This window comes from Rhizobium sp. L9 (assembly GCF_002531885.1).
Taxonomy (GTDB): Bacteria; Pseudomonadota; Alphaproteobacteria; order Rhizobiales; family Rhizobiaceae; genus Rhizobium.
The window spans coordinates 78631-91398 of record NZ_NWSZ01000029.1; the positions used below are offsets into that span (position 1 = coordinate 78631).

Consider the following 12768-nt stretch of genomic DNA (forward strand, 5'->3'; position numbering starts at 1 on the left):
GATGTTTAGCGCCCTTCATCAATACAGGGCGCATGGACACAAAATTCATTGGGAAGAAATCGGCGGCAGCCGGCGGCTGGGGCGCTCTGAAAAGCTGCGGCAAGCAATTGCTGCAAAGCGGAATGCCGGTCTCGGGGGCGCGGACGATGCTGAAGGCGAACCAGCCGGACGGCTTCGATTGCCCGGGCTGCGCCTGGGGCGATCCGGAACACGGATCGTCGTTCGAATTCTGTGAGAACGGCGTGAAGGCCGTCGCATGGGAGGCCACGGAAAAGCGGGCGACACCCGCCTTCTTCGCGGCGAACACGGTCTCTGAGCTTCGCCGGCTGTCGGGTTACGAGCTGGAGCTCAATGGCCGCCTCACCCATCCGATGCGTTACGATGCTGCGAGCGACCGGTACCTGCCGGTGGCGTGGGAGGATGCATTTGCCGAGATCGGCAGCATTCTGAAGGGCCTCGATAATCCCAATCGGGCGGAGTTCTATACGTCCGGCCGCGCCAGCAACGAGGCTGCCTTCCTCTATCAGCTGTTCGTGCGCATCTACGGCACCAACAACTTTCCCGATTGTTCCAACATGTGTCACGAGGCAAGTGGAATCGCCCTGAACCAGGCGGTAGGTGCCGGCAAGGGCACCGTGCTTCTGGAGGACTTCGAGGAGGCCGATGCGATCTTCGTGATCGGCCAGAACCCCGGCACCAATCATCCCCGAATGCTCGGCGATCTGCGCCGGGCGGCAATGCGCGGAGCGCGGGTCGTCGTCTTCAATCCGGTCCGCGAGCGCGGGCTGGAGCGTTTCTCCGATCCGCAGGACAAGATCGAGATGCTGCGCGGCGGCTCGACCGACATTGCCAGCCTTTATCTGCAGCCGCAGCTCGGTGGCGATATGGCCGCGGTGCGTGGAATGGCAAAGGCGGTGCTGGCCGCGGAAGACGCTGCGATTGCCGCCGGTCTGCCGCCCGTTCTCGATCACGCGTTCCTGGCCGACCATTGCGCCGGTTTTGCGCAATTCCGGGCGGCGGTCGAGGCGACGGCCTGGGCAGATATCGAGGACCAGTCAGGACTGAGCCGTGAGGAGATTGAACGGGCGGCCGAGGTCTATATCAGGGCTGAACGGGTCATCTGCACCTGGGCAATGGGTGTGACCCAGCATCTGCATTCGGTGGCGACGATCCGCGAGATCGCCAACTTCATGTTCCTGCGCGGCAATATCGGCAAGCCGGGCGCCGGCCTCTGCCCGGTTCGCGGCCATTCCAATGTGCAGGGCGACCGCACCGTCGGCATCAACGAAAAGCCGTCGGACGATTTCCTCGATGCGCTGGAGAAACATTTCGGCTTTGCCGTCCCCCGCAACCATGGCCACAATGTCCTTGCCGCAATCGGGGCGATGCTTGATGGCTCGGCCGAAGCTTTCATCGGCCTTGGCGGCAATTTCGCCCGCGCCACGCCCGACAGCGCGCTGGTCGAAAAGGCGCTGCGGCGGCTGAAACTGACGGTGCACATCGCCACCAAGCCGAACCATTCGCATCTGATGCCCGGCGAGGCGTCCTTCATTCTGCCCTGCCTCGGCCGCACCGAGATGGACCTGAACGCTGCCGGCAGTGGCCAGCTCGTCAGTGTCGAAGATTCGATGAGCATGGTGCATGGATCCGCCGGCATCAACCGGCCGGCCTCGCCGCATCTCCTCTCGGAAGTCGCCATCATTGCCGGCATTGCGCAGGCGACGGTCGGCTCCTCCGTGGTCGACTGGGCGGAACTCGCCAACGACTACGACCGCATCCGCGATCATATCGCGGCGACCATTCCCGGCTTTGAAAACTACAATGCCCGCCTGCGCAAGCCGCGCGGTTTCCATCTGCGCAACTCGGCCGCCCATCGGGAGTGGCAGACGCCGGCAGGCAGGGCAGCATTTTCTTGCCCGGCGCTTCCAGAGGAGACCGTGCATCAGCGTGCGCGAAGAGGCGAGGGGCGTTTCGCTCTGCAGACGTTCCGGTCGCACGACCAATACAATACGACTGTCTACGGTCTGGATGACCGATATCGCGGTGTCTACGGAGAGCGGCAGGTCATCTTCATTCATCCGGCGGATCTGAAGGCGATGAATGCCGAGGCCGGTGACCGTGTCGACGTGATCGGCGAGCACGATGACGGTATCGAGCGTATCGCGCGGGATTTCCGCTTCGTGCCCTATGATATTCCGCGGGGCAGCATTGCCGGCTATTACCCTGAGCTGAACGTGCTCGTGCCGCTTGGCAGCGCCGGCGAGGAAAGCGATACGCCGACCTCGAAATCGATCATGGTTTCCTTGCGCAAGCGAGACGCCACGTGAGCAACGAGGCTATCGGCGCCGACCGTTTTCTTGCCCTTGTAGCTGCGGCGCAGGATAGGGACCTCCGACTGACCTCCTTGCAGGCCGGTCTGCTCGTCGCTGCCGAGCTCGGGATCGCGTCCGACAGCCGCTCCTTTGCGCGCATGCTGGGGATCGCGCATGCCCTTGTGTTGCGGGACCTCAGCGCGCTGGCGGAGCGTGATGATATGCTTCAAGTCGTCAATCGGGATCCGAGGACAATGCGAGTGCACTACCGATTGGCTAAGCCCTAAAAACCGAAAGCGCAAAGAGCGAAGCTGAAAGATTGCGGTGCGCTTCAGCTGCAAGTTACCGGCGGCTCATGCGCTTTCTCGTTTCGGACGGGTATTCGCCATAGGTTGCCTTGTAGACCGCAGAAAAGCGGCCGAAATGAAAGAATCCCCATTTGAGGCAGATGGCCTTCATCGTCTCCGTGCACTCGGGATCGATCAGATCCTGCCGTGCGGCGCGCAGACGAAGCGTCAGCAGATAAGCGGCGGGGGACGTTCCCTTGAATGCGCGAAAACCGGTTTCGAGGGCTCTGCAGGAGACGCCGGCCGCTTCCGCCACCTTTGGCATGGTGATCGGCTGATCGATATTGGCCTGCATGAACTCGATCGCTCTGCGCACATGCCTCGGAGCGATAAGGGCGGCGCCTTTGTCAAGGAAATGCGACAGCCGGTGTGGCACCATGCGCACGACGAGATCGGCGAGCGCCTGGGTCATGTGAGCCATAGCGATCGGCGACTGCAGCAGGGGACCGTCGTCGCGCATCCCTGAAATGATCGTTTCGGTGAGGTTGCCGATGGTCCGTCCGGCCGGCGTCGACAGATCCAGTTCGGGCAGAAGGTCGAGCGAGCCGCTGAACGGCATTTCGAACGTCTGGCCGATCGTCTGGAGGATGACGGGCCAGTTGATCAGCAGTTCGTCGATGACGTTGCCTTGCCCGTGCATGAGAACGCTGTCGGGTTCGAAATTATTGTAGAGAAGCAGTTTGCCTTGCCCGGCCTCGGCCTTGCGCGTCCCATAGGTGACTCCCATGCCGCCACGGCGCGGCACGACGAGCGACAGATACTCCGCCGTGCTGACAGTCGGCTCGATGTTGAATTGGAACTCCGCCTCATGATAGCCCGTCAGCAGGACGGCGCTCTCGGCCACCGAAAAATCCAATCCCCAATGAAAGTCCTTGGCGCGGCCGACAGGCTCGGCATCAAACGCGCCGAAAGCGCCGCCGAGGGTTTCCACCATATTGTCGAAAGACGAACCGTGGAATCGGAAGGAGAATGGCTGGGCGCTGTTTTCCGTCATGCTCTCCTCCTTATTTCATTTGACGTCGCGCATAACGCGACACTTCGGCCACTTGGATCAGAATGAAGTACGTCCCTCTTTTTGTTCGCACGTCGCCGAGCGTCATCTTTCTCCTCACCCTTGCCAGGGCATGACGGACGAGGTTTGGCTGTATATTAGCGGATAAAAAGCCAGAGCGCAGTAAGCGGCAGCCAGACGGGCAAGTTTCAACCTGATCCAGGTGCCGGTATTGCTGGCCGGGGCAAGCCGATCCAGGCAGAGCTCGCGCGTGGCGGGCGTCGGCAACGCAGACCTTTTAAATGTTTTATCGATAATTCCCATCTGTCGGATTTTCCTGGCCAGTCGGCAGGAGCTGACAGAACCGGCTGCACTTGGCAAGGCCTTGGAACTGCTGCTTTGATGGTGATCCCGTGATGAAACGATTAGCCAGCGTGCGCATAGGGCACATTCAAGGCGCCATCCAAGAGTCGCCTGCCGAAGGTTCTGAAGTGGACCGCTCGAGATAGCCTTCGGCAGGCTGACAGGCAGTTGGCATACGCACGGGATGGAGTGCGTATGGATGTAATCCCCGTCCATCATATGGGGTGATCGATGGAGCGGTGGCTTTCAGACCGTAGACCATCATGGCCCCGGTCGGGCTTAGTTTAGTGTTCCCTGGCGATGGAGCAATTGGCGCGCGCCGATATTGTCGGTCAATCGGCTTTTCGTGACGCAGTCTGGACTGGTCCTGCGCAATATGTACAGGTTGACGCTTTCCGCGCCGCTTTTCGGGGCCGGGAATCAGATCTCCAGGTCCGACTCGCCGGCCCTTGGCGAAGCGCAGCGCAGCCGCCGATCTCGACGGCGTCGATACCTAACGAGCGAAATTCCTCGCCCCGCGCGCTGGCCGCCGCGTTGGTCGTGGCGAGCACCAGCTGTCGCCCTCCTCAAAGGTGCGTTCGCCGGTATTGAGATCCAGAAACTGACGCCATTTGGTGCCATTCCATGCTGAGCCATTTGAAGCCCAGCCTCTTCAGGGTCTGGCGCAGCGGTACGTCGGCGGTCGTGCGCTGAGAGTATTGTCGCCGAATGCCCGTCTTCGGCAGGTTTCCAGGCGGTTCCGCAGCCGCACCAGCCGCCATCTTCGTCCAGCAGGAGGACTTGCCGGCCGGCCTTGCCTGTCGCGCCATGACCGGCCTCGTGATTGCCCTTTTCGATGCCGGGTAGCGTCTCAACGGATGGCAGGCCTTTCTGGAGGCCGGTTTCGGGAGAATATGAGCCTGTCGCCAGGATCGCGCATCGGCGCCGACGGTCTCGATATTCGATAGGAGTTGAACCTGACGTCGACTCCGAGCTTTGTCAGTTGCCGCTCGTACTAGCCGATGAGGTCGAGGATCTGCCCCCTGGCGAGGCTGCATCCCGGCAAGCAGGAAATTGCCGCCAAGCCGGTTCGATGCTTCACGCTAGGATGACCCTGTGGCCTCGCCGGGCGACCGGCGAGCGCTAGTCTCGCCGGCCGGCCGGGAGAGGCCGCCTGCGGAGGTTCAGAGCGCGACCGAAAGGGTGTTATCGTGTCGGGAGGCCACCTCCTGCGAATTCACCATTGCGCCAGCGAGCTGGCGGAAGGTGACAAGGCCCAGTGTTTCCCCCGAAGGCGAAACCACCCTGGCATCATCGTCCGGTGTCGAAGCCAGCATTCGGAGGGCCTCTTCCACCGTCGTGCCCGATGCGATCGTCAAACCGCCCGGCGCCACCACGGTGTGCAGAGGTGTCATGACGGCCTCGACATGGATGACCCGGCCTCGGTTGACCTCCTTGACGAAGTTGGCGATGTAGTCGTCCGCAGGGCGCAGCACGATATCTTGGCTGGTGCCCTGCTGGATAACCTCGCCGTCGCGCAGGATCGCGATCTGGTCGCCCAGGCGCAAGGCCTCGTCGAGGTCGTGGGTGATGAAGACGATGGTCTTCTTGATCTCTTTCTGAATATCGAGAAGGACCGTCTGCATATCCGTGCGGATCAAGGGGTCGAGAGCCGAATAGGCCTCGTCCATCAAGAGAACCGGGGCATCATTGGAGAGCGCCCGCGCCAGGCCGACGCGTTGCTGCATGCCGCCGGAAAGCTGGTTGGGGTATTTTTGTTCGAAGCCCTTCAGGCCGACGCGCTCGATCCAGCGCATAGCGACGTCAACGGCTTTCGCGCGCTCCATACCCTGCACTTCGAGACCGAAAATGGTGTTGTCGAGGACGTTGCGGTGCGGCAGAAGCGCGAACTTCTGGAACACCATGGCGGTCTGCTGCCGCCGGAACGTCCGCAATTCGGTCTCGTTCATCTTCACGACATCGATGCCGTCGACCAGCACTTCGCCCGATGTCGGATCGATCAGCCGGTTGATGTGCCGGATGAGCGTCGATTTGCCCGATCCGGAAAGGCCCATGATGACCTGGATTCGGCCGGAGGGAATCTCGACATTGATATCCCTGAGCCCCAGCACGTGCCCATGTTTTGCGTTTAGCTCGGCTTTCGTCAGGCCCTTCTGCACCGCTTCGACATAAGCCGTGGGATTGGGGCCGAAGATCTTGTAGAGATTGCGGATTTTGATGCCGCCGAAACGATGCTCAGCCATGGACGGTCTCCCGATGCTTCTGGAGCCTTTTGCCATATGCCTGGCTGACCCGGTCGAAGATGATTGCGATGCCGACGATGGCAAGGCCGTTGAAAATGCCCAGCGTGAAGTATTGGTTGGCGATCGCCTTCAGCACCGGCTGGCCGAGGCCCTGAACGCCGATCATGGAAGCGATGACCACCATGGCGAGCGCCATCATGATCGTCTGGTTGATGCCGGCCATGATGGTGGGAAGCGCCAGCGGCAGCTGCACCTTGAAGAGCTTCTGCGACCTGGAGGTGCCGAAGGCATCTGCGGCCTCGAGCACGTCCTTGTCAACGAGCCGGATGCCGAGATCGGTCAGGCGGATCATCGGCGGGATGGCGTAGATGACAACGGCGATCAGGCCCGGCACCTTGCCGATACCCAAGAGCATGACGACGGGGATGAGGTAGACGAAGCTCGGCATGGTCTGCATGACGTCGAGGATCGGATTGACGACGCGCTGCAGCCGGTCGGAACGGGCCATCAGGATGCCGATCGGGATACCGATGGCGATGGAAAGAACCGTGCAGACGAAGATCATCGAGACCGTCCGCATCGTGTCGTCCCACATGTCGAAGTAGCCGATCAGCATCAGCGTCACCAGACAGCCGAGGACGATCTTCAAGCTGCGGCTCGCAAACCAGGCAATGACGAGGATGATCAGGGTAATGATCGGCCACGGCGTTTGCGTCATGAAGCGCTCGGCAGCGATGAGGAAATGCTGCAGCGGGACGAAGAGGCTTTCGATGCCGTCGCCGTAGCTGCGGGTAAATCCGCGAAAGCCGTCATCGATCGCTTTCTTCAGATTGCGAAGCGCGTCATCGTTCATGTGTGGGAATTTATAAAACCATTCCATCTCGTTCCCCTTTCGTCAAAGTGCCGCGGCAGTCTTTTTTGATTTTGTCGGCGCGTGAGAAGCGGTGCGCTTTCGCGCACCGCTATTTTGGCTCAGAGAGCAGCTTCGATCTTCTTGGCCGCCTCAGGCGAGACCCACTTGGTCCAGAGGTCCTTGTTTTCCTCCAGGAAGTGCTTGGCGCCGTCTTCGCCGGTTGCCTGGTTGTCGGTCATCCAGGCCATCAGCTTGTTGACCGTATCGTTGCTCCATGAACGCTTCTTCAGGTAGTCCATGACCTCGGGGCCGACCTTTTCAGAGAAAGGCTTGGCAACGAGAGTCACGACGTGATCGACCGGCCATGCCGCCGGCTTCGGATCGGGGCAGTCGGCAACCGTGATGCAGCGCTTCCACTCGGCAGCATTCTCCGGCACACCGGCTTCGAGCTTGACCATCTGATACTTGCCGAGCAGCGCGGTCGGCGCCCAGTAATAGCCGACCCAGCCTTCCTTGCGCTCGTAAGCCTTGGCGATCGAACCGTCGAGACCGGCGGCAGAGCCGGTGTCGACAAGGGTGAAGCCCGCCTTTTCGGCATCAAACGCCTTGTAGAGCTGCGAGGTGACGACCGTGCCGCCCCAGCCCTGCGGGCCGTTGACGATGGCGCCCTTCTTCGGATCTTCGGGATCTGGGAAGAGTTCCGGATGCTTCAGCGCATCGCCGATCGTTTTGATATCGGGATGGGCGTCGGCGAGATATTTCGGAATCCACCAGCCCTGTACGCCGCCATCCGGCAGCGGCGAGCCGACCTGAACGATGCGGCCTTCTTCCGTGCCCTTCTTGACGACGTCAGGAAGCAGGTCGATCCATGCTTCGGGCGCAATATCCGGCTGTCCCTTTTCGGCCATGGAGGTGATCGTCGGGACGGTGTCGCCAACGGTGATGTCGGCGCTGCAGCCGTAACCTTCGTTCAGGATGAACTTGTCCAGGTTGGAGAGAACTTCGGCGCTCTGCCAGTTCATGCTGGCGATGGTGACGCTGCCGCATTCGGCGGCGCCGGCGAAGGACGCGCCGCCGATCAGGCCGAACGTCAAGCATGTCGATGCAAGTAGTTTCTTCATTCTCGTTCCCTCTATTTAGCGGCTGATCTGGCCAGGCGGGGTGCCGCAGTACCCGCCCTCAACGGTCGTCAGGAAACAGCTCCCATACCCACCGATTTCTTGAATGCTGCCGATAGGCCTTCCCCCACCGCAGCGTCGAACCCGGCGGCGCGCATGCCTTCTATGGCTGCCGCGGTGGTGCCGCGATAGTCGAGAAAGGTTTGAACGATGTCTTCGGGACATTCGTTGCGGCGCTCCAGCAGCCGGCCGGCGCCTGATATCACCGCCTTGACGGCGCGGCGCGCAACCTCGGCAGGCAGGCCGCGGATGACGGCGTCGCGCATCATGGCGGCGGCGAGCAGTGCCGGGAATGCCGGCCCGGAGCCGGAAAGGCCCGTGAGATAATCGATGTCGCTTTCCCTTGCGACCTCGTCCTCAGATCCGCAGGTTTCGAAGATTGCGCGGACGACGTCCCGATCATATCTCGTGATGTCGTTCGCGCCGATCCAGGGGGTATAGGATTTCCCCACTTCGGCAGCGGCATTCGGCAGGGCGCGGACGACGCGGCCTGTCTTGTGGCGCTCCGCAAGGGCGCCCAGGCGAATGCCGGCCATGACCGAAATCACCAGCTTGTCGGAAGCATCGAGGGCGAGCGGATGCCAGTCGTCCGGGCGGATGGAGAGAAGGATCACATCCGAGCGGTCGGCAAGTTCCTGACTGTCGGTGGTCCAGAAGGAATCTGGGAAACGGTCGGGCTGCCGGCTGCGATAGGAGAGGCAGAGATTTCGAGGATCGACCAGGCCGGAATCGACGATCGTGCCGGCGATGGCTCCACCCAGCCAGCCGCCACCGCCAACAATACCAATCCTCAAGGAAACGCTCATCTCGGTTTCCTCAGCCGGGCCTATAGCCATGCCGCGCGAAGAAGCGGTCGAGCTCCCTCTGCAGCGGCACTTCGCCCGTGTAGATCGCAATGTATTCGGGAATCCGTTTCATGCGGACGGCGAGTTCCTCCTTCGACTGCATGGAAATGTAACCGATCTGAACGAGGTAAGTTGTCCGCGCTCTGACATCCGATGTCGTTTCTGGTAACCCGAACCGCATAAACATGCGTTTGAGCGCCTCCAGCCGGATCTGATCCGCCTGCTGGACCTCGGCCAGAAGTTCGTCCGACTGCAGGGCCCAACTGCGCACGGCAAACTCAAATTTGGCGTCGAAGAGGTCGGTGTTCAGCCAGCAATCGAAAACGTTGAGCATCGCTTCTGCGAGCGACTCCGCATAGGCTTCGGACTGCTTGACGATATTGCCGGTGTTTTTCTCGCGCCACCGCGCCACGAGCGCGCTCAAGAGTTCCTCCCGATCCTTGAAGAACCAGTAGAAGCTCGTTCGCGAGAGATTGAGTTTCTTTGCGAGCGGCAGAATTTTCACCGAATCCACACCGGATTCCAGTAGTGACTGGTAAGCTGCCTCCAGCCATCCCTCCTGCGATCCGCGCCAGCCGGTGTCGTTCAAAGCCTGGTCCATGCATTACCTCCTATCAACTTCCGCGGCCTGGCACAAGAAAAATGTACATTAGTGTCTAAAATAATGACCTTCGTGTTTCCAATGTTGACACATATGTACATTACCCTTAGCGTTTGCTTCGATGTTTTAATCCGGAACCACGGTCCATGTCGAACGATCCCCTACTTCAACCCTATCAGCTCAAGCATCTGACACTGCGCAACCGCATCATCGTAACCTCGCACGAGCCGGCCTATCCCGAGGACGGCATGCCGAAGGAAAGGTATCGGGCCTATACGGTAGAGCGGGCAAAGGGCGGGGTGGCCTTGACGATGACGGCAGGCTCCGCCGCGGTTTCAAGGGACAGTCCACCCGTCTTCAACAACTTGCTCGCCTATAAGGACGAGATCGTCCCCTGGATCAGGGAAATGACTGACGCCGTGCACGAAGAGGGGGCGGCGATCATGATCCAGCTCACCCATCTCGGCCGGCGCACGCGCTGGGACAAGGGAGACTGGCTGCCGGTCGTCGCCCCGTCGCATCATCGCGAGGCTTCGCATCGCGCCTTTCCGAAGAAGCTGGAAGATTGGGACATCGAGCGCATCATCAAGGATTTCGCCGATGCGGCCGAACGGATGAAAGCCGGTGGTATGGATGGAATCGAGCTGGAGGCCTACGGCCACCTGATCGACCAGTTCGCGTCTCCGCTCACCAACGAACTTGACGGCCCCTATGGGGGTGCGCTCGAGAACCGCATGCGCTTCTGTTTCGACGTGTTCAGGGCGATCCGCGAGAGGGTCGGGAACGAATTCATCCTCGGCGTGCGCTATACGGCGGACGAATGTCTGCCCGGCGGCAACGGGCAGGCCGAAGGCATAGAGATATCCAAGCGGCTGCGCGACAGCGGGCTTATCGACTATCTGAACGTCATTCGTGGCCACATCGACACCGACCCGGGTTTGACCGACGTCATCCCGATCCAGGGCATGGCGAACTCGCCGCACCTGGATTTTGCCGGTGAAATCCGCGCCGCGACCAACTTCCCGACCTTCCATGCGGCGAAGATTCCCGACGTCGCCACGGCGCGTCATGCGATTGCAGCCGGCAAAGTCGACATGGTCGGCATGACCCGCGCCCACATGACCGACCCGCATATCGTCCGCAAGATCATCGAGAAGCGGGAAGAGGATATCCGCCCCTGCGTCGGCGCCAATTATTGTCTCGATCGCATCTATCAGGGCGGGGCGGCCTACTGCATCCACAATGCCGCCACGGGCCGCGAACTGACGATGCCGCATATCGCGGCAAAGGCCGAGGTCAGAAAGAAGGTCGTCATCGTCGGCGCCGGCCCGGCCGGGCTCGAGGCGGCGCGCGTCGCGGGAGAGCGCGGCCACCAAGTGACGGTTTTCGAAGCAGCGAACAATCCAGGCGGTCAGATCCGCCTCACCGCCCAAAGCGAACGCCGCCGGGAAATGATCAGCATTATCGACTGGCGCATGAGCCAGTGTGAGAAATACGGCGTCACCTTCCACTTCAACACCTGGGCGGAAGCCGACACGATCGAGGCCGAAAATCCTGATATCGTCATCATCGCCACTGGCGGCCTGCCCCATACAGAGGTGCTCACCAGCGGCAACGAACTGGTGGTCTCGTCTTGGGACATCATCTCCGGCGATGTGAAACCCGGTTCCAACGTGCTTGTTTTCGACGACGCTGGCGACCATGCCGGTCTCCAGGCGGCGGAGTTCCTCGCCAAATCAGGTGCCAAGGTCGAGATCATGACGCCGGACCGGTCCTTCGCGCCGGAGGTCATGGCCATGAACCTGGTGCCCTATATGCGTTCGCTCCAAAAGTACGACGTGACCTTCACCGTTACCTATCGGCTGGAGGCCGTCGAGAAGAGCGGTAATCAGCTCGTCGCCCATATCGGTAGCGATTACGGCGGAATTGCCCGGCAGCACAGCTACGACCAGATCGTCGTAAATCACGGGACCATCCCGCTCGACGAACTCTATTTCGAGCTGAAGCCCAAGTCGAAAAATCTGGGCGAGGTCTCGCACGATCAGCTTCTCCAGGGGCAACCGCAATCGGTCATCCGTAATCCCGAGGGCAAGTTCCAGCTGTTCCGGATCGGCGACGCTGTCGCTGCCCGTAACACGCATGCCGCTGTCTATGACGGTCTGCGCATCGCGAAGGATATATGATTGTCAGAGCGGCCGCCTGCCGGCCGATCCGGAGGGGATGATATGAGTTTGCGCAACGAAAGCCTCCAGCATTTTCTGGAAGCCGCTTCGGTCGCTTTCGACCAGTTCGCCGAGGCTCCAGAAGCCCGCCGCTCGATCGGGCAGTTCTTCGCGGCGCTGGAGCGCCCGGGGACTGCCCGCGCGGGAGAGGGAAGCCGGTTGCCGGTCTGCGCTCATCTCGATATGGCGCTCGCAGTCAATACGTCCTATGCTTCGCTGGCGCGATTGATCGAGGGGTTCAAAGGCATTGAGCCAATGCTTGAATGGCATCGCCGCACAAAGTATGACCACACCACGGCCAGCGACAATTTCGTTGATGGGCATGCCAATGCCATGATCGTCGGGCCGGGTGGATTGGAGGAGCGAAGTGACCTGTGGTTCGGCGTGACATTGATGGCGCCTCACGTGCGCTATCCCGATCACGACCATGCGCCGGAGGAGGTCTATCTCGTGCTGTCCAAGGGAGAGTTCCAGCAGGGGGAGGGGAACTGGTTTTCGCCTGGTATCGGCGGATCGTTCTATAATATTCCCGGGATCAAACATGCCATGAGGTCGGTGGAGACGCCGCTCTTCGCCTTCTGGGCGTTGCTTGCCGAGCGGTCGCATTGACGGCCGGCTGTCTTAAGCATGTCGCGCAAAGCTGTGCGGCGGTTGTGACAACGGCTTACGCAAAAACAAAGAAGCGCAGAGCAAGCGAATCTGAAAGATCGCGACGCGCTTTGGATATAGGGGTTTGCCATGAAGATTCTCGTGCCCGTCAAGCGGGTTGTCGACTACAACGTGAAGATCCGGGTGAAGCCGGATGGCACGGGT

General features: G+C 60.9%; 11 protein-coding genes and 1 pseudogene. 5 read left to right on the top strand and 7 right to left on the bottom strand.

Annotation, left to right across the window (positions count from 1 at the left end; genetic code table 11):
* Positions 1 to 32: 32 nt before the first annotated feature.
* Both CO660_RS26240 and CO660_RS26245 read left to right on the top strand, forming a co-directional pair.
* On the top strand, positions 33 to 2327 hold the full coding sequence (locus CO660_RS26240; protein ID WP_097601204.1) for an FdhF/YdeP family oxidoreductase: 2295 nt from the start codon (positions 33 to 35) through the stop codon (positions 2325 to 2327).
* Complete coding sequence (locus CO660_RS26245) at positions 2324 to 2599, top strand: hypothetical protein (protein ID WP_097601205.1); 276 nt, start codon at positions 2324 to 2326, stop codon at positions 2597 to 2599. The genes CO660_RS26240 and CO660_RS26245 overlap by 4 nt, the downstream gene beginning before the upstream one ends.
* Positions 2600 to 2654: 55 nt before the next feature.
* Here the strand turns inward: CO660_RS26245 and CO660_RS26250 are convergent, their stop codons facing one another.
* The 7 genes from CO660_RS26250 to CO660_RS26280 form a co-directional block, all read right to left on the bottom strand.
* Entirely contained in the window at positions 2655 to 3653 is a 999-nt protein-coding gene (locus tag CO660_RS26250) for an AraC family transcriptional regulator (protein ID WP_097601206.1), read from the bottom strand.
* Between the two features lie 114 nt (positions 3654 to 3767).
* Positions 3768 to 3974 carry a hypothetical protein gene (locus CO660_RS33430; protein ID WP_176536384.1) on the bottom strand — a complete coding sequence of 69 codons (207 nt, stop codon included), beginning with the start codon at positions 3972 to 3974 and terminating at the stop codon, positions 3768 to 3770.
* A gap of 1202 nt (positions 3975 to 5176) precedes the next feature.
* Complete coding sequence (locus tag CO660_RS26260) at positions 5177 to 6256, bottom strand: glycine betaine/L-proline ABC transporter ATP-binding protein (RefSeq protein WP_085781790.1); 1080 nt, start codon at positions 6254 to 6256, stop codon at positions 5177 to 5179.
* The gene (locus CO660_RS26265) at positions 6249 to 7136 is read right to left on the bottom strand and encodes a proline/glycine betaine ABC transporter permease (RefSeq protein ID WP_097601207.1); all 888 of its coding nucleotides are present in this window, start codon (positions 7134 to 7136) and stop codon (positions 6249 to 6251) included. Before CO660_RS26265 ends, CO660_RS26260 begins: the two co-directional genes overlap by 8 nt.
* A gap of 92 nt (positions 7137 to 7228) precedes the next feature.
* Entirely contained in the window at positions 7229 to 8230 is a 1002-nt protein-coding gene (locus CO660_RS26270; protein WP_097601208.1) for an ABC transporter substrate-binding protein, read from the bottom strand.
* Positions 8231 to 8298: 68 nt separating this feature from the next.
* Complete coding sequence (locus CO660_RS26275; protein ID WP_097601209.1) at positions 8299 to 9093, bottom strand: pyrroline-5-carboxylate reductase dimerization domain-containing protein; 795 nt, start codon at positions 9091 to 9093, stop codon at positions 8299 to 8301.
* Between the two features lie 10 nt (positions 9094 to 9103).
* On the bottom strand, positions 9104 to 9733 hold the full coding sequence (locus tag CO660_RS26280; protein ID WP_097601210.1) for a TetR/AcrR family transcriptional regulator: 630 nt from the start codon (positions 9731 to 9733) through the stop codon (positions 9104 to 9106).
* 146 nt (positions 9734 to 9879) lie between these two features.
* Here CO660_RS26280 and CO660_RS26285 point away from each other — a divergent pair, with 146 nt between their 5' ends.
* The 3 genes and pseudogenes from CO660_RS26285 to CO660_RS32915 form a co-directional block, all read left to right on the top strand.
* Positions 9880 to 11916: an NADH:flavin oxidoreductase gene (locus tag CO660_RS26285; RefSeq protein WP_097601211.1), complete on the top strand. Its 2037-nt coding sequence runs from the start codon at positions 9880 to 9882 to the stop codon at positions 11914 to 11916.
* 42 nt (positions 11917 to 11958) lie between these two features.
* A complete protein-coding gene (locus CO660_RS26290) occupies positions 11959 to 12564 on the top strand; it encodes a dimethylsulfoniopropionate lyase (RefSeq protein ID WP_097601212.1) in 606 nt (201 codons plus the stop codon).
* 129 nt (positions 12565 to 12693) lie between these two features.
* Positions 12694 to 12768, top strand: a pseudogene (locus CO660_RS32915) (electron transfer flavoprotein subunit beta/FixA family protein); the annotation flags it as partial.

Coding starts and splice junctions, on each gene's coding strand:
- CO660_RS26240 (WP_097601204.1), top strand. CDS start 33: ATGGACACAAAATTCATTGGGAAGAAATCGGCGGCAGCCGGCGGCTGG.
- CO660_RS26250 (WP_097601206.1), bottom strand. CDS start 3,653: ATGACGGAAAACAGCGCCCAGCCATTCTCCTTCCGATTCCACGGTTCG.
- CO660_RS33430 (WP_176536384.1), bottom strand. CDS start 3,974: ATGGGAATTATCGATAAAACATTTAAAAGGTCTGCGTTGCCGACGCCC.
- CO660_RS26260 (WP_085781790.1), bottom strand. CDS start 6,256: ATGGCTGAGCATCGTTTCGGCGGCATCAAAATCCGCAATCTCTACAAG.
- CO660_RS26265 (WP_097601207.1), bottom strand. CDS start 7,136: ATGGAATGGTTTTATAAATTCCCACACATGAACGATGACGCGCTTCGC.
- CO660_RS26270 (WP_097601208.1), bottom strand. CDS start 8,230: ATGAAGAAACTACTTGCATCGACATGCTTGACGTTCGGCCTGATCGGC.
- CO660_RS26275 (WP_097601209.1), bottom strand. CDS start 9,093: ATGAGCGTTTCCTTGAGGATTGGTATTGTTGGCGGTGGCGGCTGGCTG.
- CO660_RS26280 (WP_097601210.1), bottom strand. CDS start 9,733: ATGGACCAGGCTTTGAACGACACCGGCTGGCGCGGATCGCAGGAGGGA.
- CO660_RS26285 (WP_097601211.1), top strand. CDS start 9,880: ATGTCGAACGATCCCCTACTTCAACCCTATCAGCTCAAGCATCTGACA.
- CO660_RS26290 (WP_097601212.1), top strand. CDS start 11,959: ATGAGTTTGCGCAACGAAAGCCTCCAGCATTTTCTGGAAGCCGCTTCG.